15 protein-coding genes are annotated in these 17,911 nt (G+C 62.1%); 8 read left to right on the top strand and 7 right to left on the bottom strand.

From position 1 onward, the window contains the following. Window positions 1-128 precede the first annotated feature (128 nt). Window positions 129-1,145, bottom strand: a complete 1,017-nt coding sequence (locus IE111_RS15515; protein ID WP_189610388.1) for an ACP S-malonyltransferase — start codon at window positions 1,143-1,145, stop codon at window positions 129-131. After that, a complete protein-coding gene (locus IE111_RS15520; protein WP_189610390.1) occupies window positions 1,132-3,354 on the bottom strand; it encodes a thiamine pyrophosphate-dependent enzyme in 2,223 nt (740 codons plus the stop codon). The genes IE111_RS15515 and IE111_RS15520 overlap by 14 nt, the downstream gene beginning before the upstream one ends. 109 nt (window positions 3,355-3,463) lie before the next feature. Between IE111_RS15520 and IE111_RS15525 the strand changes: the two genes are divergently transcribed. Both IE111_RS15525 and ipdC read left to right on the top strand, forming a co-directional pair. Next, window positions 3,464-4,309: a LysR family transcriptional regulator gene (locus IE111_RS15525; RefSeq protein ID WP_189610392.1), complete on the top strand. Its 846-nt coding sequence runs from the start codon at window positions 3,464-3,466 to the stop codon at window positions 4,307-4,309. 118 nt (window positions 4,310-4,427) lie between these two features. Next, entirely contained in the window at window positions 4,428-6,053 is a 1,626-nt protein-coding gene (gene ipdC / locus IE111_RS15530; RefSeq protein ID WP_189610394.1) for an indolepyruvate/phenylpyruvate decarboxylase, read from the top strand. Window positions 6,054-6,130: 77 nt separating this feature from the next. Here ipdC and IE111_RS15535 read toward each other — a convergent pair whose 3' ends face one another. Next, window positions 6,131-6,553, bottom strand: a complete 423-nt coding sequence (locus tag IE111_RS15535) for a ribonucleotide reductase subunit alpha (protein ID WP_189610396.1) — start codon at window positions 6,551-6,553, stop codon at window positions 6,131-6,133. 161 nt (window positions 6,554-6,714) lie between these two features. On the opposite strand from IE111_RS15535, the gene IE111_RS15540 reads away from it, so the two are divergent. Then, window positions 6,715-7,878, top strand: a complete 1,164-nt coding sequence (locus IE111_RS15540) for an NnrS family protein (RefSeq protein WP_189610397.1) — start codon at window positions 6,715-6,717, stop codon at window positions 7,876-7,878. Window positions 7,879-7,930: 52 nt separating this feature from the next. Beyond that, window positions 7,931-10,153 (top strand): putative bifunctional diguanylate cyclase/phosphodiesterase, encoded by a 2,223-nt coding sequence (locus IE111_RS15545; protein ID WP_189610399.1) that lies wholly within the window; start codon window positions 7,931-7,933, stop codon window positions 10,151-10,153. Window positions 10,154-10,206: 53 nt separating this feature from the next. Here IE111_RS15545 and sufT read toward each other — a convergent pair whose 3' ends face one another. Then, entirely contained in the window at window positions 10,207-11,055 is an 849-nt protein-coding gene (gene sufT, locus IE111_RS24735) for a putative Fe-S cluster assembly protein SufT (protein WP_189610402.1), read from the bottom strand. Between the two features lie 129 nt (window positions 11,056-11,184). Beyond that, the gene (locus tag IE111_RS15555) at window positions 11,185-13,470 is read right to left on the bottom strand and encodes a nitric-oxide reductase large subunit (protein WP_189610404.1); all 2,286 of its coding nucleotides are present in this window, start codon (window positions 13,468-13,470) and stop codon (window positions 11,185-11,187) included. A gap of 238 nt (window positions 13,471-13,708) precedes the next feature. Here IE111_RS15555 and IE111_RS15560 point away from each other — a divergent pair, with 238 nt between their 5' ends. The 3 genes from IE111_RS15560 to IE111_RS15570 all read left to right on the top strand — a co-directional run bounded on the left by IE111_RS15560 (window position 13,709) and on the right by IE111_RS15570 (window position 15,763). Then, the gene (locus IE111_RS15560; RefSeq protein WP_308427547.1) at window positions 13,709-14,167 is read left to right on the top strand and encodes an Rrf2 family transcriptional regulator; all 459 of its coding nucleotides are present in this window, start codon (window positions 13,709-13,711) and stop codon (window positions 14,165-14,167) included. A 402-nt stretch (window positions 14,168-14,569) separates the two neighbouring features. Next, on the top strand, window positions 14,570-15,184 hold the full coding sequence (locus tag IE111_RS15565; protein ID WP_189610407.1) for a uracil-DNA glycosylase family protein: 615 nt from the start codon (window positions 14,570-14,572) through the stop codon (window positions 15,182-15,184). A 177-nt stretch (window positions 15,185-15,361) separates the two neighbouring features. Continuing rightward, window positions 15,362-15,763 carry a GNAT family N-acetyltransferase gene (locus IE111_RS15570; protein ID WP_189610409.1) on the top strand — a complete coding sequence of 134 codons (402 nt, stop codon included), beginning with the start codon at window positions 15,362-15,364 and terminating at the stop codon, window positions 15,761-15,763. Between the two features lie 3 nt (window positions 15,764-15,766). On the opposite strand, the gene IE111_RS15575 is transcribed toward IE111_RS15570, so the two are convergent. Continuing rightward, window positions 15,767-16,156 carry a YchJ family protein gene (locus tag IE111_RS15575; RefSeq protein WP_189610411.1) on the bottom strand — a complete coding sequence of 130 codons (390 nt, stop codon included), beginning with the start codon at window positions 16,154-16,156 and terminating at the stop codon, window positions 15,767-15,769. Beyond that, a complete protein-coding gene (locus IE111_RS15580) occupies window positions 16,153-17,172 on the bottom strand; it encodes a DUF3549 family protein (RefSeq protein ID WP_189610413.1) in 1,020 nt (339 codons plus the stop codon). The genes IE111_RS15575 and IE111_RS15580 overlap by 4 nt, the downstream gene beginning before the upstream one ends. A gap of 310 nt (window positions 17,173-17,482) precedes the next feature. On the opposite strand from IE111_RS15580, the gene IE111_RS15585 reads away from it, so the two are divergent. Further along, the gene (locus tag IE111_RS15585) at window positions 17,483-17,797 is read left to right on the top strand and encodes a YqcC family protein (protein ID WP_189610416.1); all 315 of its coding nucleotides are present in this window, start codon (window positions 17,483-17,485) and stop codon (window positions 17,795-17,797) included. The last annotated feature ends 114 nt before the right edge of the window (window positions 17,798-17,911 follow it).

A 17,911-nucleotide genomic window follows, 5' to 3' on the forward strand; every position in this document is an offset into this window, starting at 1 on the left:
GGCCGGTTTTGTAGCGGCGGGCAGGCACTGGAAAGCTCCTTTTGAATAGCAAGCCGTGATTTTAACCTTAAAGAAGGGATACTTTCACAGCCTCATTGCCCACCCTACGACTGTGAACGAAATATGATTTACCGGGTCGATCCCAATGAGTGGATTAATCGGTTTGCCAGTTGTTTAACCTGGCCTTTTGTTTCAACACCGTCCCACCCACTCAATATCAAACTCTGGGCCACTGCGCCGAACAAAGTATTGCCCGGGCCCAGTACAAATACCGCGTCCGGTGCGAACTCCTTCACCGTCACGTCCACCGCCCTGGTAAAGTCATAGGGTTCGGTCAGTTGATGTCCGAGCGTGTAATCCCACAGCGCTTCGGTATCGGTACTCCAGGGCGTCCAGATATGTCCCCGTCCATCCACCAATGGAATCACAGGTCGTTGAAACGGTTCCGGTCCCAGAGTTTGGCGGGCGATGTCCCGCACCGGTTGTTGCAGCGGTGTATGAAATGCGGCGTGATTGTGCAGGCGCATCGGAAAGCGGTCGCTTTTGGGAAGTGCTTTCTCCAGTGCGGTTATACCCGGTCGATCGGCCCCGAAGACGAGCATGCCGCCGAGGTCGATGGACAGGTAGGCCAAGCCTTGTCGGCTCGCGGTGATGTCTTCGGCGAGTTTCAGGTAGGTGCGGCGTTTTTCCCAATCCGGTTGCCAGTTGTCGTCGACCCAGGGAATCAACAGTTGCCCGCCGATCCGATGTTCATGCATCAAAGATCCCATGGTGTTGACCAGGTGCATGCCGTCCGTTGACGAGAGGGCGCCGGCGACAGCCAGGCCGATGTACCAGCCCATGGAATTGCCGGTAACGGCGACGATGTCGTACCGCTCCCGGTCGATGTCCAAGAAGTCGGCATAGGCGCAGGCGTAGATCAGTGGCGACGCATGGTCGCCCCGGCTGTGTGTCTTCAGGCTGTAGGGCAGCTCGCTGTCCAGTTCGGTCAGCGTGGGTTGACCCTGGTTGCGACGGTAGTCGTCGAAGGTGCGGAACAAGTCCGCTTTGTCCGAATGGCGGTTGCCTAGGTAACCCCATTCGGTGGCGTTGTAGGTGCCGCGTCCCGGGCAAATGACAACGGCGCGTTCTTTAGCCGTGGGCATGGGGTGCGATCTCCTCGTCGATGTCGGTGATGTCGGTTTCGGAATGGGGCCGGCCTTCGATCAGGGATCGGGCGTGGACCAGGATGTCGTCGACACTGGGCAGCGTGCTGGTGGCGGCCTCACCGAGGGCGATAAAGCTGTCGCGGGCGGTGACCCGGTCGAGCCGATGGCCGTCGAAGCCCCGGGCGGTGAACTCGGTAACCAGTTCTTCGCTGACCGAGCCGCGCGGACGGCATTCATCGACAATGAGTAGGTGGTCGCAGTCATCGATGGCGTCGAACAGCGCGTTGTGGTCGATGTCCGTCAACCAGCACAAGTCGATGACCCGTGCCTTGATGCCGTCCCGTTCCAGTATGGCGGCGGCTTGCAGGCTCAGCGTTACGCCGTTGCCGTAGGTGACGATGGCAATGTCCCGGCCTTCGCGGCAGCGTCGGAATTGGCCGTGCGGTATGCGGTAATCCGGACCGGGGTCCGGTTGGCAGGCGGCCTGGTCGCCGTCGTGGATCCGATCGCGGGCGTGGTAGCGGGCGATGGGTTCGACCAGCACGACCACCCGTTGCTCCTCGTCCGCCAGGCGCACCGCTTCCTGCAGAAGACCGACCGCGCCGACGCCGTCGCTCGGGCAGGCGACCAGCAATCCGGGGATATCACGCAACACGGCCAGGGCGTTGTCGTTGTGGAAGTGACCGCCGAACCCTTTTTGATAACCGAGGCCGGCGATGCGCACCACCATGGGGTTGCTGAATTGGCCGTTGCTGAAGAAGGGCAGGGTCGCGGCCTCGCCGCGCAACTGGTCCTCGGCGTTGTGCAGGTAGGCGAGAAACTGGATTTCCACGATGGGAATCAGGCCGTTCTGGGCCAAGCCGATGCCGAGCCCGAGGATGCTTTGTTCATCGAGCAGGGTGTCGATGACCCGGTGGCGGCCAAAGCGTTGCTGCAGTTTCTGGGTGACACCGTATACGCCGCCCTTGCGGCCGATGTCTTCCCCGGCGAGTGCCAGGTGCGGGTGATCGGCCATCAACCGGGTCAGGCTCTGGTTGATCAGGCGGGCCATCGGTTGCGGGGTCGGGTCCGGGGCGGGGTGTTCCACCAAGTTTCGCCGACGACCGGGGCGCGTTGGCGGCACGATGGCGCGCACCACCTCGTTCGGATCGCGCAGGCGCGGCGCGCGACACGCCTGTTCCGCGCAGGCGGCGATGCGTTCGCGTTGTCGGTCCAGCAGTTGGCCGAGATCCGCCCGGCCGAGGTGGGTGTCGCGCAGCACCCGGGCGGCGCTGTGGGCCAGCGGATCCTGTTCGTGCATGGCGTCGATCCGGGCCGGGCTCAGGTAGGCCTGTTCCGCGTCCGAACCCGCGTGACCGTACAGCCGGACGCAGCTCATGTGCAGAAACACCGGCTGGCGACGCCCGCGGGCGATGCGTTCGGCTTGCAGGGCGGTTGTCCAAGTATCGACCAGATCCAGACCGTTGCAGCTCAGGTAGTGGAGACCGGCGCGGTGTCGCATCGAGGCGCCGACCCAGCCGTCGGGCGTGGGGGTGGAGATGCCCAGGCCGTTGTCCTCGCACAGAAAGATGATCGGCATCGGCAGATGTTGGTAGGCGGTCCAGCCGGCGGCGTTGATCGCACCCTGGGCGGTGGAATGGTTCAACGAGGCGTCGCCGAAACTGCACAGCACCACGCTGTCGTTCGGCCATTCTCCCTGGCCCTGCAGTCGCCGCCACAAGCCCAGGCTGTGGGCCGTACCGACGGCCTTGGGCAGGTGGGAGGCGATGGTGCTGGTCTGCGGCGGGACGTTCAGGCGTTTGGAGCCGAGCACCTTGTGGCGGCCGCCAGCGATGGGGTCGCGGGTGGAGGCCATAAAGCTGAGCAGCATGTCCCAGGTCGGGGTTTCGCCCGGATGGGCCTTGCCGCGCTGGATAAAGAAGGCGGCATCGCGGTAATGCAAAAAGGCCGGGTCGGTCACACGCAGCGCCCGGGCGATGGCGGCCGTGCCCTCGTGGCCACTGCTGCCGATGGTGTAGTAGGCGTCGCCCCGGCTTTGCAAGTGGCGGGCGTGCAGGTCGAGCAGACGGCTGTGCACCTGGCTCTCGAAAAGCTCGATCAGGGCGCTTGCGGACAGGCCGGCGGCCTCGGCGGTGCCGGTCGGTACGGTGGGGAGCGGGCCTTCCGTCAGGCGTTGACGAAGCGTGTGGTAAAGGGTGTCGGTCATGTGCTGGCCTGATGGTGGTTAGGGGTGAGGGTCTGTATCCTCGTCATCCTATCCCCGAACCCGATAAAGCCGTAATATAGTTTTCTGCTAACGGCTATCGGAATTAACTATGGAGTTGCGAGTCCTTCGGTATTTTCTGGCCGCGTATGAAACCGGGTCGGTCAGTGCCGCCTCAAGGCGTTGTTTTGTTGCCCAGCCGTCGATCTCGGCGGCCATTGCCCAGTTGGAAGATGAACTGGGCACTCCGTTGTTCGAACGGCACACAAAGGGCGTGCGACCGACGGATGCCGGCCAGCGTCTGTATCCGCTGGCGGCTCATCTGGTGGCGGACAGCGAGGCCATCGTGCGCAGTTTCCACCGCAGCGAACGTCCCCAGCCGTTGCGGCTGGGGTTGATGCGCTCGCTTGGTGCGGAGCGGATGAGCGATTGGCTGAAGCGGTTGATGGGGCGTATCGAGAACCTGGAGCTGACCCTGGTGAACCCGGAGGAAGGCTGTGACGCCCGTATTGTCACAGCGGGAATGCGCCAGTCGCACGAATCCTTCGAGCCGATCTGGACCGACCGCTACCGGTTGGCGCTGCCGGCGGGCCATCCGTTGTCATTGAAGGAGAGGGTGACGCTGGTGGACCTGGAAGATCAGCCGTTCGTGCTGCGCGAGCACTGCGAGGCCACCGAATCACTGCGCCAGGCGCTGCATCGGCAGACCATCACCGTGCAGCCCCGCGCCCACCTGCGCACCATCGAGTACAGCCTGGCCCTGGTCGCGGCCGGCGTGGGCCTGGCCCTGGTACCGGACTGGCCGGAAACCCGGAGCCGCCTGGATATGGCATTGCGTCCGCTGTCCGATTTTCAGGCGGATATTCAGATCGGGCTGGCCTATCCGGAGGAGTTGAGCGGCGGAATCCGCCAGGCGGTGATCGAGGTATGCGGGCAGGTGCGCTCTCTGGCGGGGTAGCCGGGCTGAGCCAGATCAATAAAACACCGCTCGGCCTCGCGTCTTATTGATTTGCATCAAACCGGTTTGACGCGAATGGCGGACACTGGCGGCATCCCCTAACAGGAGGTTTCCATCGATGCGCCTTGGTGAAGTCTTACTTTCGGCTCTCAAGGATGCCGGCGCCCGCCACCTTTATGGCATACCGGGCGACTTCATTCTGCCGTTCTTCGAACAGGTTGAGCAATCCGACATTCTGCCGCTGGTGACGCTCAGTCACGAGCCCGGCATCGGTTTCGCGGCCGACGCGTCCGCGCGCATGTCCTGCAAACCTGCCGCCGTGGCCGTCACCTACGGTGCCGGCGCTCTGAATCTGGTCAATGCCGTGGCCGGCGCCTACGCCGAACGATCGCCGTTGTTCGTCATCGCCGGCTGCCCGTCGGAAGCCGAACGGGGCAGTGGCTTTCTGCTGCATCACCAGGCGAAAACGCTGGATTCGCAATACCGGATCTTCGCGGAAATCACCTGTGACCAGGCTCGCATAACCCGGGCCGAAGACGCCCCGGAGATCATCGCCCGCCTGATCCGCTCATGCGAGACCTATTCCCAGCCGGTGCTGCTGGAGCTGCCGCGCGACATGGCGACCGAGCCCTGCGAGCCGGTGACACTGCGCGGGCCGGTGCCCTTCGAGGCGGACGCGGTGAACGCCTGTGCCGAAGAGGTGCTGCAACGTTTGCAGTCGGCCGAATCGCCGGTGCTGGTGGTGGATGTCGAGATCCGACGTTACAGTCTGGAGGCGGAAGTCGCCGAGCTGGCGCACCGGCTGAACACTCCGGTGGTCACCACCCTGATGGGCCGCGGGCTGCTCGCGGAGACGCCCGTACCGGTTTTGGGGACCTATCTGGGCGAGGCGGGCGACCCGGCCCTGGCCCAGCTGGTGGAGGAATCGGACGCTCCCCTGCTGCTGGGCGCCATTCTGTCGGACAGTAATTTCGGACCCAGCGGCCGCCGTTTCGACGTACGCAAGGCGATGCTGGTTTCGAATCGCCAGGTCGATCTCGGGTATCACAGCTACCACAATGTGCCGATCGGCGCCCTGGTCCAGGCCCTGCTGGATCGACTGCCCGAAACCGCCGCGAGGGCACGACCCGAGCCACCGGAGACGCCGCAGTGGGAAGCGGACGATCAACCTCTGACTCCCCGTGACATCGCGCTCGGTATCAACGAATTCCTGGCGGAAAGCCGCGAACCCATTCCGCTGGCTTCGGACATCGGCGATTGCCTGTTCACCAGCCTGGACATCACCCATACGCCCATGGTGGCACCGGGATACTACGCCTCCATGGGGTTTGGCGTTCCGGCGGGCATCGGCGTTCAACTCACCACTGGCCAGCGCCCCATCATCCTGGTGGGCGACGGCGCTTTTCAGATGACCGGTTGGGAGTTGGGCAACTGCCCCCGTCTCGGGCTGGACCCCATCGTCGTGCTGTTCAACAACCGGCGTTGGGAGATGATCCGCGTGTTCCAGCCGAACAGCCGGTGCAGTGAGTTGGGCGATTGGCACTACGCCGGCCTCGCCGATGAACTCGGAGGGTTGGGACTGCGGGTGGCGACCCGCCGGGACTTCAAGGCGGCGCTGAAAGAGGCCGATCAGGCACGCGGCAGTTTTGTGCTGATCGAGGCCATGTTGGAGCCGGATGCCGTATCGCCCACCCTGCGTCAATTCGCGGACCGGTTGCAGGCCAAACGGAAAGCGGCCGGATAACGCCTCCGCAAGAGCCGGCATCCCGCCGGCCTGCGGGTCCATGAGCCCGCAGGCCGGAGAGATGCCGGTACGTCCGGTTAACCGCTGGATTCCAGCGACAACACCTGCCCCTGGTGATCAAATACCAGAAAGTTGGATACCCGACCGGTGCGTATCGCCTCTACCATCTGATCCAGTGCCTGGTCGGTTTGTTCGTCGGTCGGTGGTTCATCGCCTTGCCCGATCAGGGCCGCCGCGAACAGCACAGCCCAATCCTGTTCGATTTGCCGGGATTCGGCCGCCAGGGCGGTGAAGCTCTTCAGTTCCCGCGGGTCTTTATCGACGCAGACGACCGGTGCCAGGTGTCCGCCTTCGCCCAGGGCAAAGCGGTCCGCCTGTTCGGCGGTGTGACCATTGGGCAGTTCCGGCCGGGTGAAGACCAGCAACAGGCGCTGGGGCTCGTCCTGGCGCTGGGCCAGGTTCAGGAAGTCGTCGAACGAAGTGAGGTCGAAGGTGGTCATGGTGGAGCCTGTGCGTTGGTGTGATGGAAATCTGACAGTGCTATAAAGATTCATATAAAATGAATCAATTGGCCGCTATAATAAAAGAGCTAAGCTTGTCCGGGCAAGTGTAGTCATTCCGTCCCGGTATCGATTTGATCAACGTCAGGTTTCGTTAACCCATGCTGCATTTTTATTTGTCACCCCACTGGTCTTCAACCCATCGAGCGGCCTTGTGGTTCTTTCCACTGGTCAGTGCCTACGCGGCGTTGATCATGCCGCTGACGCTCTACAGTTTCGTCTATCCCGACGGCCTGCCGGGTCTGGCCGATCGCACCGGTCACGCCTACGAGATGTTCTTCGGCATTGGCCTCGGGTTGGTGGCCGGCTATCTGCTCGGAGTGCAGAAACGGTCCTTTATGACCATTTTACTGGTCGGTTGGGGTGCGAGTCGGGTCACCCACCTGTGGTTTCCGTTTTCCTGGTGGTCGCTGGCGTGTCAGGCCGTGTTCGTGCTGGCGCTGTTGTGGCGGCTGGTGCCCAAGTTACGGGTCGCCAAAAAGTGGCGCAACCGCATGCTGGTGCCCTTGATGGTGATGCTGGGCCTGTTGCCCCTGATCGCCGTCGTCGCGGCCCAGTTGTCCGGTGTCTGGGCACAGCACAACCGGCTTGCGGGCAGCAGTTTGCTGTTGTTCGCCCTGTTGATGGTCTATATGGGCGGCCGGGCCATTGCTCCGGCCGCCGCCGGCGCCCATCAGGAGCGTGGCCGCGACCTCCAGGCGCGGGTTCAGCCACGCCTCGAAGGCGCCTTGATTGTGTTGCTGGGCGGTGCCGCCCTGGTGCAGCCCTGGGTCCGGCCGGAACTGGTGGGTGTAGTGGTGGCGATCGCCGGCATCCTGGTGCTGGTGCGCCTCGCCCGCTGGCGATTGGGTTCGCTGTGGGGGCGGACCGATCTGCTATGCTTGGGTGTGGGATATGGTTGGCTGGGTCTCGGCTTATTGATGTTCGGCGTGACCCGCCTGCTGCATTGGCCGTCTACGGCGATCTTGCACATGATCACCGTCGGTGCGCTCGGCACCCTGTCCACCGGGATGATGGCCCGGGTCGTATTGCGACGCACCCTGGGTGTGCCGCCACCGCCGGTCGGTCTGGTGTTGATCACCCTCTGTCTCGCGGTCGCCACACTGAGCCGTTGCGCGGCGGACGTCCACTGGTTGCTGCCCCGGGCCGATTGGCTGCGCGTGTCCGTGGCCGCCTGGTCAACCGCGTACGCCGGATTGACGGTCTGGTTGTTCATGGCCGTTCTGTACGGAGGGAAGAGTACGAACCCCGGTGTACGACTTTAAGGCCATTCGCTTCCTTCCCGCAGGCGGATGGGTCATATTTGGAGCCGCCTGAATGCAGTTTGACCGAGAACGCCTGGACGCATTGATGCAGGCGATGGGCCTGACACCGACGGAAATCGAGGAACGACTGGCGTTCCTGCGCATCACCGAGTCCGACCTCAACGCGCGCGATGTTATTGAGTCCGCCCTGGACTCCGCCTGGATCCGAAATGAACCGGAATTCTACGGCCATTTGTTCCGATTCCGGGAAACCAAGGACAAGCTGCTCGACGTCGACAATCTGAACCGCTTGAACGAGGCGCATCGTGATTATTTCAAGGCTCTGGGCACGGCGACCTTCAGCCGCGATTATATCCAGGGGAGATTGCGCGTCGGGTGGATACACCGGCAAATCGAGCTGGAACCCAAGTGGTATCTGGGTGCCTTCAGCTTTGTGTTCGAGCATACGCTGCCGGAGATCTGGAATCGCTGCCAGGGTGACCGTGACGCGGTGCTCGCCAGCATCGCAACCTTCTACAAATTGATTCAGTTCGACATCACACTGGCACTCGACACCTATTTTTTCGTCGAACAACAGAGTACCCGGCGCGCCGAGGATCAACGTGCATTGGCCCACCATGCGCTGGAGTCCAGCATCAACGGTGTGTTCATGGTCGATATGCGCGAACCCCGTTGCCCGATCACTTACGTTAATCCCGCCTTCGAACGCATTACCGGCATGACGGATCAATCGGCGCTCGGACTGCCCTGTGTGTTCGAGTCTCCCGACCAGAAACCCCTTACCGACAACCCGACGTTGTTCGAAGTTCAAAAAGCGATTCAAGCGGGGCGGGACGGCCTGACACTGCTGAACGGCGTCGATCACGAGGGCCAGCCCTTCTGGATCGAACTCTTTCTGTCGCCCTTGCAAGGCGACCATGGGGAAGTGACGCACCAGGTGGGCATCCTGCACGACGTGACGAAGAACAAGCAGGCGGAGCATCAGCTCAAATACCAAGCCACTCACGATGCCTTGACCCGGATTCCCAACCGGTCCTACCTCGACAGCGCGCTGGGCCGGGCCATGCAGGCGGCCGATCGGGACCGCAAGGAAGTCGCCGTCCTGTTTCTCGATCTCGACCGGTTCAAGGTCATCAACGACAGTCTGGGGCACAGCTCGGGCGATGAACTGCTGCGCCAGGTCGCCAAACGGTTGCAAAGCTGTCTTCGGGAGCAGGATCTGGTTTCCCGGCTGGGCGGGGATGAATTCGTCATTCTGGCCACACAGCTCGAGGCGAACACCGCCCAATACGTCGCCGAGAAAATTCTGGTCACGCTGGAGCCGCCGTTCGAAATCTTCGGCCAGACGCTGTACATCAGCAGCAGTATCGGCATCAGCCTCTATCCGAATGACGGTGCCGACCAGGACGAATTGCTCGCCTTCGCCGACGCCGCCATGTACAGCGCCAAGACGGCGGGTCGCAATACCTTCCGATTCTATGCCAGCGGTATGAACGCGGCCGTGCGGGAGGAGCTGGAGCTCGAGAACGATCTGCGCGAGGCCGTGGAGCGCGAATCCTTCGAGCTGTACTACCAACCCAAGCTCGATACGGTCAGCGGCCGCATGGTCGGCATGGAGGCGCTGATCCGTTGGCATCACCCCCGACGTGGCTGGGTGAGCCCGGCCGAGTTCATCCCCCTGGCGGAGTCGACCGGATTGATCGTCCGCATCGACACCTGGGTACTGGAAGAAGCGGTTCGTCAGTTGTCGGCCTGGAAAAAACTGGGGCAGGCGTTGGTACCGATCGCCGTCAACGTCTCCGCCCGGGAGTTTGCCAGTGGCAATGTCCTGGCCCGCATCGAGCAACTGATTGGCCGGTCGGGGCTGCCCGCCGACCTGTTGGAACTGGAGATCACAGAGACCACCCTGATGCAGGATGTCGACGGGACGGCGCCATTGTTATCCGCCCTGAAAAAACTCGGTGTCGGCCTGGCCGTGGATGATTTCGGGACCGGTTATTCCAGTCTCAATTACCTGAAACGACTGCCCATCGAGGTGTTGAAAATCGATCAGTCGTTCGTGTCGGACATCGGGACCGACGAGGACGACACCACCATTGTCTCGGCCGTGATCGCGCTGGCGCACAGCCTGCGCATGAAGGTGGTGGCCGAAGGCGTGGAAACGGAAGCCCAGGCGGCCTTCCTGAAGGAGCAGGGATGCGATATGAGTCAGGGGTATTTGTACAGTCGGCCGTTGCCGGCGGATGAATTGCTGGCTTTCTGGCGGAGGCGGTAAATGGCGGATGTCGGCTGCGCCTCTTCCGCCCTACCGTTGTGTGCTGACGTACGTTAGAAAAACAGGCCGGTTTCCAGGCGGGCTTCCTCGCTCATCATGTCCTGTCGCCAGGGCGGATCGAATACGAGATCCACATCGGTGGTCTCGACGTGCGGCACCATGGACAGCTTGTATTTCACATCGTCGACCAATACCTGACCCATGCCACAGCCGGGCGCGGTCAGCGTCATGTCGACATCGACGTGCTTGCGCGACTGGTCGATTTCCATTTTATACACCAGCCCCAGACTGACGATGTTCACCGGGATTTCCGGGTCGAACACGGTCGCCATCGCTTCCCAGACCTGGTCTTCGCTGATCGAGCCGTCGGCCGGTGGTTCGAACTGCAGTTCGTTGTTCGCCAGCCCCAGCGCGGCGGCGTCTTTGCCTTCCACGCGCACCAGATTGCCCTGATACAACACCGTGTAGCTGCCGCCGAGTGCCTGGGTGACGCGCACTTCGGTACCGGCCGGTATCACCACCGGGTCGCCGGAAGGAACCTGCTGGCCGCGACAGTCCCGCTGCAACACCTTGTGCTCGTCGGAGCTGGTTTGCGGCTTCTTGGCATTGGGCGCCTTGATGGTCAACTGCTTGCCCATGCGTTCCTCGGCCAGGTCGATTTCCAGTTCGTCCAGGTAGGGCAGGCTGCGCTTTTCCAGATAGAGCACCAGATCGCCGAATTGCAGGCGCTTGTCGGTCTCTTTCTCCTCGCCGGGACGACTGTAGGCCAGGCAGGTCTCCGCCATGCGCGTGCCCGGATGGGTCACGAACAAACGGGCCGCGATGCCGTCCACTTTTTGTTTGTTCAACAATTCCAGCAGGAAGTCCCGTGCCGGATCGGAAAGGTGAATATTGACGTCCATACTCGCTCTCGTGCCTGCGGCCGATGATGGGTTGAATACCCGACTAATTTAGTCGGGTATTGTAAAACACAATGGGTGGTGTTTCAGGAGAATTCAAGAGACGGTCGAAACCGTCTCCTGAAATCGGGGTCAGAGCGTTTTACCGACGACCTCTCCGGACAGATCGTCGGCCGGCTGGACATTGGGCAGGAAGATGCCCTTGACCACCTGCCAGGTGACGGCCAGGGCGCCGACGATGAAGACGACGTCACCGAAGGTGCGCACCCAGCGCAGCGTGACCAGGATGTCGGACTGCAGCATGGCTTCGGAGCGGGCATACCACATGCCTTTACTGGCGCTGGCGGCGAACTGGATCAGGCCGACCGGCAACAGGCTGGTGAACAGCATCAGCACCAGGCCGCCGTTGAGCCACCAGAAAGCCGTTTTCATCAGTTTGTCGTCGAATACCAGGCCGGGGCGGATGTAGCGCAGGATCAGCAGGACAAAGCCGAGTGCCAGGAATCCATACACACCGAACAGGGCCGCGTGGGCATGGGTGGCCGTGGTGTTCAGGCCCTGAATGTAGTAGAGCGACACCGGCGGATTGATCATGAAGCCGAGGACACCGGCACCGAGCATGTTCCAGAAGGAGACGGCGACGAAGAAGATCAGCGGCCATTTGACGTTATCCATCCAGGGAGCGCGGTTCTTCAGGCGCCAGTTCTCCCAGGCTTCGTAGCCGAGCACGACCAGCGGCACCACTTCGAGTGCGCTGAAGGAGGCGCCCACAGCCATCACCGGTGTGGTGGTGCCGGAGAAGTAGAGGTGGTGGAAAGTGCCGGGCACGCCGCCGAGCATGAACAGCGAGGCCGAGGCCAGACTGGCCGAGGTGGCGACCAGGCGGGACACCAGACCCATGCTGCAGAAGATGAAGGCCAGGGCGGTGGTCGCGAACACCTCGAAGAAGCCTTCCACCCAGAGGTGAACGATCCACCAGCGCCAGTATTCCATGATCGAGATGTGCGTGCGCTCGCCGTAGAAGAAACCGGCGCCGTAGAACAGGCCAATGGCGACGACGGACGCGGTCAGCAGCGCGAGCAGGTGCTTGTCGCCGGGCTGACGCAAAGCCGGGACGATGCCGCGCAGCATCAACACCAGCCAGAAGACGATGCCGACGAATTTGCCGATTTGCCAGAGGCGACCGAGGTCGACGTATTCATAACCCTGATGACCAAGCCAGAAGCTCCACTCCGGCGGCATGATCTGGGCGATGGCGAAGAAGCTGCCGATGAAGGTGCCCGCGACCACGGCGACCAGCGCCCAGAACAGGAAGTCGACCCCGATTTTCTGGAATTTCGGGTCCTTGCCGCCGTTGATGATCGGCGCCAGGAACAGGCCGGCGGCCAGAAAGCCGGTGGCGATCCAGAACATCGCCGCCTGAATGTGCCAGGTGCGCGCCAGCGAGTAGGGCAGCCACTTGGACAACTCGTAGCCGTAGAAACCCTGTCCTTCGACAGTGTAGTGAGCGGTCAGCCCGCCGAGCATGACCTGGACCGTGAACAGACCGACCACCAGCAGCAGGTACTTGCCCAGAGCGCGCTGGGACGGGGTGATACTGAACGTGGTCAAAGGATCGCGAACCGGTGCTTCGACCTCTTCTTCGTCCTCACGACGCAGAAAAGCCCAGCCCCAGACCAGCCCGCCGACACCGGCGATCAACAGAACGACGCTGATGACCGACCACATGATGTTCTCACCGGTCGGGCGGTTGTCGATCAGGGGTTCGTGCGGCCAGTTGTTGGTGTAGGTCGCTTCGCCTTCACCGCGTTCGGTTGCGGCGGCCCAGGCGGTCCAGAAAAAGAACTGAGCCATTTGCGCGCGACGCTCAGCGCTCGGCAGGGTGTCTTCCTTCATCGCGTAGTGTTCGCGCGTTTGACGGTATTCCGGGTCGTCGCTGAACAGGCGGTCGTAATAGGTCGCCACCTGTTCGATGGCTTCGATGCGACGGTCGCCCAGCGTGAGCTCGCCGGTTTCCGCATTGAAAGTGTTGGTGCGGTACGCGGTTTTCAGGTCGTACTGGAGGGCATTTTGCTGTTGCCCGTCCAGTTCATCGTACGGCAGACCGTGTTTGTCCTGCGCCGCCAGATCCAGCCAGGCGAGCAGTTCACGGTGCAGCCAGTCGGCGGTCCAGTCCGGCGCCTGGTAGGCACCGTGGCCCCAGATCGAGCCGACCTGCATGCCGCCCATGGACTGCCAGGCGGTCTGGCCATCGAGAATGCTGTCCTCGGTCATCAGAACGTCGCCGGAAGCGGAAACAACGCGATCCGGAATGGGCGGGGCCTTGCGGTACACCTCGGTACCGTAGTAACCCAGCAGGGAAAAGGTCACCCCCAGGATGAGGATGAGGATGAGCCAGAGTCGGCGGTAGTGGGCCATGGTGGACTCCTTGTGTGTGAAGGTCGTATGCGAATGCCGTTAGCGGGTACTATTAAACATCTATTTTATATGAATGTTAATAGTCGATACTGAAAAAGGTGTATCCGGCCGATGTTTTCTTGAGCTGGATCAAGGTGAAACGGCGGGGTGGTCGACTCGAAAAAATTCATACTCCGGTCGACAGAGGACGCTCGTGGCGCAATCCGCCGGGGGCTGATAAACTGAACCGAGATACCAGATGAATGTTCGAGTACAGACCATGCACATTACCCGTTATTCGGATTACGCGCTGCGCGTGCTGATCTTCCTCTCGGCGGACCCGGGGCGATTGACCACCATCCAGGAAATCGCCGACAGCTACGACATCTCCAAGAGCCATCTGATGAAGGTGGTGCACCAGTTGAACCGGCTGGGCTACATCGAGACCATTCGCGGCAAGAACGGCGGGCTGAGGCTGCAACGCGACCCGGCGGACATCAACATCGGCGTCGTCTTCCGCGAAACCGAGCAGGACATGAACCTGGTCGAGTGTTTCGCCGCGAACAACGAATGCCGGATTACACCGATATGCGGGTTGAAGGGGATATTGGCCGAGGCACGGGCGGCGTTTTTGAAGACGCTCGATCAGTACACCTTGAGGGATTTGGTGGACGAAGGTGACACGCCTCAACTGGTGAGGATGCTGAAGATCAGCTAGTGGGGAACCTGTTTAGGCCCATAAAATTGGCGAAGTAGTCGTGTAAGCTGAGCTTGAAAGCAGCGGGTGCCGGGGATGTTCCTGTGGGGGAGTCTGTAGCATGGATGCTGCGGTCTAGGCTCCAGGGATGGATTCACGCCGACCCCACAGGAGCTTCCCCGGCGGCCGATGCGGACCATTGCCACAAAGAGCGGCCTTTGAGAGGTGGAATTAGACGTTAAAAAAGCCGGTCAGTCCTTCTGGGCGTAGGGAGAGAACCGACAGTCCGATCCGGGCATGGGCTCAGTCACACCAGGATCGGGCCGTCCGGACTGACCGGTAGCACAAGATGAAAGTGCATGGCGCGCAGTATAACCATCATTCGGGATGTAACTTTGACTCAGGTCAATGACCGAATGCATCATGACCCGGATTCAACCGTTGACCGAACCCATCGTGACTTCAGACACCTTCCAGAAACTGCACCGGGAAGTACTCGCCTGCACCCTGTGCCGGGAGCAACTCCCGTACGAACCCCGGCCTATCCTGCAGATTCATCCCGACGCCTGCATCCTGGTCGCCGGCCAGGCACCGGGCGTTCGCGCGCATGAGGCCGGTAAACCATTCGCGGACGCCAGTGGTAAGCGCTTGCGTGACTGGATGGGCGTGGACGAGGCGACCTTCTATGATTCCCGCCGCATCGCCATCGTGCCGATGGGCTTCTGTTATCCCGGCAAGGGAAAATCCGGCGACCGTCCTCCCTGTACCGACTGCGCACCAACCTGGCGTCAACGCATCCTGGATGCGATGCCGAACATCGAAGTGACCCTGGTGATCGGTCAATACGCGATGGACTGGCACCTGGCCGGCCGGTTCGGCAGCTTGACCGAGGCGGTTCGGGACGGAATGGATTCGGCGCGGGGGATCTATCCGATGCCGCATCCGAGCCCGAGGAACATCGCCTGGTTCAAGCGGAATCCGTGGTTTGAGCAGGAGCGATTGTCGGTGATTCGCAAGGCCATTGCCCGGGCGTTGTAGGGCAGAAGAGCCGGAGGCGATATCTGCCGTGGCGGGCGAAGCCCGTCTTGGATTGGTGATTGGAGTCCGGAAGAGGGCTTCGCCCTCTCGGCAGATGTCGCCTTAGGCTCTTCTGCCCTACGAAACAACCATCATGGTAATATCCGGCGGCCATGCTCAACCAAGGACGCTCCCCCCATGCCCCTGGACATCACCACCGACAAATCCCGCCTCGACCTGGACGTCATCTACGGCTACCTCACGAAATCCTACTGGAGCCCGGGTATCAGTCGCGAGAAAGTGGCGACGGCGATCGAGCATTCGTTGTGCTGGGGGCTGTTCGAGGATGACCGCCAGATCGGTTTTGCCCGTGTGGTGACCGACCAGAGCAGTTTCGCCTATCTCGCCGATGTCTTTATCCTGCCGGAATGCCAGGGGCGGGGGCTGGGCAAGCGGTTGGTGGAAGCCGTGGTGGCGGATGACCGGCTGCGGGGGCTGCGCCGTTTCATGCTGGCGACGCGGGATGCGCATGGTCTGTACGAACAATACGGGTTCGAACGGGTCACCGACCCGTCCAAGTTGATGGAGAAGGGCGCCTAACGCTCATGCCTCGCCCGGCCACTGCTCCAGTTCATCCTGGTAATACCAGCGGTTCTTGATCTTCTGGAACCGGGAAATCTCGTGCAGTTCCCGGGCTTCGCCGTCGTCCACGTACCGGGCCTTGAACTCGACATAGCCTTTCTTGAACCCGGTCTTGCTGCGCAATACCTCCAATCCCTGCCATTGTGTCCCCTCCAGGTCGCCGGGTTGCAGGTCGGGGCAGGTCTTGGGGTGCCAGGTTTTGATCAGATAGGGGTGCTTGCGCAGCGTGAAGGCGGTGTAGCGGCTGCGCATCAGGGTTTCCGGGTCCGGCGCCGGGGCGCCGGTATCGATGTAGCGGCCGCAGCACTGGTCGTAGTCGGCATCGCGGCCGCAGGGGCATGGGTTTGTCATTGAACGCTCCTGGACGCATCGATCAGCCCACCGATGGCACGGGCCAGTTGTTCGGACCGGTTCGGGTGGCGCAGAACCTTCAGGACCAGGCCGGACAATCGGGGCTGCAGGGCCAATCCCTGAACGACGCGATTGAAGCCGTCCTGGTCGGCCAGATGCGCCAGTCGGTCGAGCGCGACCAGGCTCAAGTCGGTGTCTTCCAGCAGGCCGGGATGGCGGGTCAATACGACCAGCACCAGGTCGAGGTGGTCCGGGTGTCGGTTCAAGGCGGTGGCGGTGAATTCGCGCACCAGGCCGGTGGCGTCGGACTGGGACAGGGCCCGCAAGGCGGCGGTATCCAGAGCGGGATCCTGGTGTTCGTTCGCCTGTTTGATGATCCCTTCGACCAGCGGTAAGGCCGGCGTATGGTGCTCGAGCGCTTCCAGTACTGCGATTCGGGGCTCTGGCGGCAACTCGGGCAGGCGTTTGGCCAGGGCTCGGGCGTCGCTGTCGTTCATGCGTTCGAGCACGTCGGCGATGCCCTGGAGGCCGAGGCTTTGCCAGTCGTCGGTCGTGCTGGACTGCAGCAGGTAGTCCCGGGCTGGGCCGTGGTGTTCGCTGTGCGCGGCACCGAGCAGGCGGCTGGCGCGGGCGTGCAGGGCGGCCATTTTGCCGGGGCCGGGGGTGAACTGGTAGGGGTGGTCGGTCAGCAGGCGCTGGCGTTCCTTGGGGTCCCGGGTGGCGAGCGCTTTGTGAATGCGGTTGAGGACGTCGGTGAGGACGGCGACGGGCAGGCCGGCCTGTTCGTCCAGCGGCAGTTTCATGAACCAGATGGAGTGCTGGTCGGTGTCGTCGGGGTTCCACATCAGCAGGACGAGCCAGGCGTGGCCGAGGTGCGGATAGGGGTAGGCTTCGCCGGCGTTGAAGCGTTGCCAGTCGTCTTTGCCGACTTTGCGCAGTTGGCTGCCGAGGTCGAAGACGCGGTAGCGGGCGCCACTGTGGTCGAGGAATTCGGCCAGGCTTTTGGCTTGGGTCATGGTGGATCCTGGGTGGTGCTGGGTTTCGTCTGGGCGCCAGAGTGTACACCAAATCGGGGGGTGGTTTCCTGACAGTGGCCGTTTCGGTGGTTACAATGCGTTTTGTGGTTAGTCTGGGTTTGGTGCCGGGAATCCGGGCCGGCTGGCGGGGATACCCATGCGAGGTCGCCGTAAACCCATCCATGGGGGCTTGGCTTCGGCATCCATGCCTCAGACATCCTCGCATGGGCATCCCAGCCATCCGCCCCTGTCCATCGAGGGTCGAATACCCGATTCATACCTTGTTGTTATTAATTGGAGTTGTTAACCGTTGTCTGAACTTTGGAATTTACTGGACGAACTGGAAGCCGAGCTGCGCAGGCTCGATCACTGGAGTGACGTGCCGCCGTCGCGGGAAGCGCTGGCCAGCACGCAGCCGTTCGCGGTGGATACGCTGAGCCTGCCGGAGTGGTTGCAGTGGGTTTACCTGCAGCGATTGAGGGCGTTGCTGGAGGCGGGTCGGGAACTGCCATCCGGGGCGCTGGTGAAGCCGTACGCGGAGGAGTATTTCGCGCAGTCGCAGGAGCCGGTTGGGGAACTGATCGTGATCATCGACCGGATCGATGCGCAACTGGGCCGACCTTAACGCTCATTCGTAGGGCAGAAGAGCCCGAAGGGCGTTATCTGCCGGTGGGGTGTGACTTCGGCAGTGGTCATCCCACCGGCACAACCCAAACGGCAGATAACGCCCTTCGGGCTC

It is taken from the genome of Saccharospirillum salsuginis (genome assembly GCF_014651855.1).
Lineage (GTDB): Bacteria > Pseudomonadota > Gammaproteobacteria > Pseudomonadales > Natronospirillaceae > Saccharospirillum > Saccharospirillum salsuginis.

Bases quoted from the DNA above. Each gene is read 5' to 3' on its own strand.
- IE111_RS15515 (WP_189610388.1), bottom strand. From the start codon at position 1,145: ATGCCCACGGCTAAAGAACGCGCCGTTGTCATTTGCCCGGGACGCGGC.
- IE111_RS15520 (WP_189610390.1), bottom strand. From the start codon at position 3,354: ATGACCGACACCCTTTACCACACGCTTCGTCAACGCCTGACGGAAGGC.
- IE111_RS15525 (WP_189610392.1), top strand. From the start codon at position 3,464: ATGGAGTTGCGAGTCCTTCGGTATTTTCTGGCCGCGTATGAAACCGGG.
- ipdC (WP_189610394.1), top strand. From the start codon at position 4,428: ATGCGCCTTGGTGAAGTCTTACTTTCGGCTCTCAAGGATGCCGGCGCC.
- IE111_RS15535 (WP_189610396.1), bottom strand. From the start codon at position 6,553: ATGACCACCTTCGACCTCACTTCGTTCGACGACTTCCTGAACCTGGCC.
- IE111_RS15540 (WP_189610397.1), top strand. From the start codon at position 6,715: ATGCTGCATTTTTATTTGTCACCCCACTGGTCTTCAACCCATCGAGCG.
- IE111_RS15545 (WP_189610399.1), top strand. From the start codon at position 7,931: ATGCAGTTTGACCGAGAACGCCTGGACGCATTGATGCAGGCGATGGGC.
- sufT (WP_189610402.1), bottom strand. From the start codon at position 11,055: ATGGACGTCAATATTCACCTTTCCGATCCGGCACGGGACTTCCTGCTG.
- IE111_RS15555 (WP_189610404.1), bottom strand. From the start codon at position 13,470: ATGGCCCACTACCGCCGACTCTGGCTCATCCTCATCCTCATCCTGGGG.
- IE111_RS15560 (WP_308427547.1), top strand. From the start codon at position 13,709: ATGAATGTTCGAGTACAGACCATGCACATTACCCGTTATTCGGATTAC.
- IE111_RS15565 (WP_189610407.1), top strand. From the start codon at position 14,570: ATGACCCGGATTCAACCGTTGACCGAACCCATCGTGACTTCAGACACC.
- IE111_RS15570 (WP_189610409.1), top strand. From the start codon at position 15,362: ATGCCCCTGGACATCACCACCGACAAATCCCGCCTCGACCTGGACGTC.
- IE111_RS15575 (WP_189610411.1), bottom strand. From the start codon at position 16,156: ATGACAAACCCATGCCCCTGCGGCCGCGATGCCGACTACGACCAGTGC.
- IE111_RS15580 (WP_189610413.1), bottom strand. From the start codon at position 17,172: ATGACCCAAGCCAAAAGCCTGGCCGAATTCCTCGACCACAGTGGCGCC.